Below are 788 nucleotides of genomic sequence, written 5' to 3'. Positions count from 1 at the left end.
GGATGCGAATAGTACGCGCTACAGATGTCGTGCAGTACGCGCTCCGCGAAAAAGAGCTTCGACGGCATTCCTCGCCATATTTCACTTTTCAGTTCACCCGACTCCATGTCCTGCAACAGCGCGACTTGCGACTCTTCACCGAGACTTGCGAACGGCAAGCCGGAACGTGCGCGGCTTTCGGCGTCGAGCGCGGCAAGCCCCGTTCGCCAGGCGTCACCGAGCGGCGGGAGGCGAGCGTCGCGATAGCCATCGCCACGGTCGGCGTTGAGTTTCGCGTCGACCAGCGCGGCCGCCGGTATCTGCGGGGCATCACTGCGCTGCGGCACAATACAGGCGCACAGCGCCGTGAGCGCGCGCCATTCGACCGCATCGAAGAATGCGGGAGCGGACGGCGTGGCCAGCCGTTCGTCGATCACGGCGCGCGTCGCGTCGTCCCACGAGACGGTGTCGCGCTTGTTCAGCACGTCATAGCCGGGATAACGGGTCGCAGGTGGCAGTGTCATTTTTCCGTCTCCCTGAGCCGTAGCGCCGCGAGCCCTGCGAGCGCCAATGCCGAGAAACCTGGCGGTGCCGGCAGCGGCGGACCGTTGAGGATGTTCTGGCTCCAGTTGCGCCAGCCGCCCTGATTGCGCGCGACGCCGCGCGCATGAAAGCCCACGCCGATGAAACCCAGCGCCGCGGTGATCCTGAGCGCTATACGCGTGATCGAGCGCTCGCGTGGCGCCGCGAGCGCGGCGTGCGTGAGTAGCGCGCACGCGAGCGGCCCGGCGGTGACCGGTGCATACATG

General features: G+C 66.8%; 1 protein-coding gene and 1 pseudogene. Both read right to left on the bottom strand.

What is annotated here, in order from left to right:
• Window positions 1-503 (bottom strand): gluconate 2-dehydrogenase subunit 3 family protein (locus AWB68_RS45695; RefSeq protein ID WP_087650522.1); only part of this gene is annotated, 503 nt, incomplete at its 3' end.
• Window positions 500-788, bottom strand: a pseudogene (locus tag AWB68_RS45690) (hypothetical protein); the annotation flags it as partial. The gene AWB68_RS45695 and the pseudogene AWB68_RS45690, both read right to left, overlap by 4 nt.

The sequence above is a fragment of the Caballeronia choica genome, from assembly GCF_001544535.1.
GTDB classification, from domain to species: Bacteria; Pseudomonadota; Gammaproteobacteria; order Burkholderiales; family Burkholderiaceae; genus Caballeronia; species Caballeronia choica.
The sequence above is the reverse complement of the archived record's forward strand: the minus strand, read 5'-3'. Positions and strand labels throughout refer to the sequence as shown.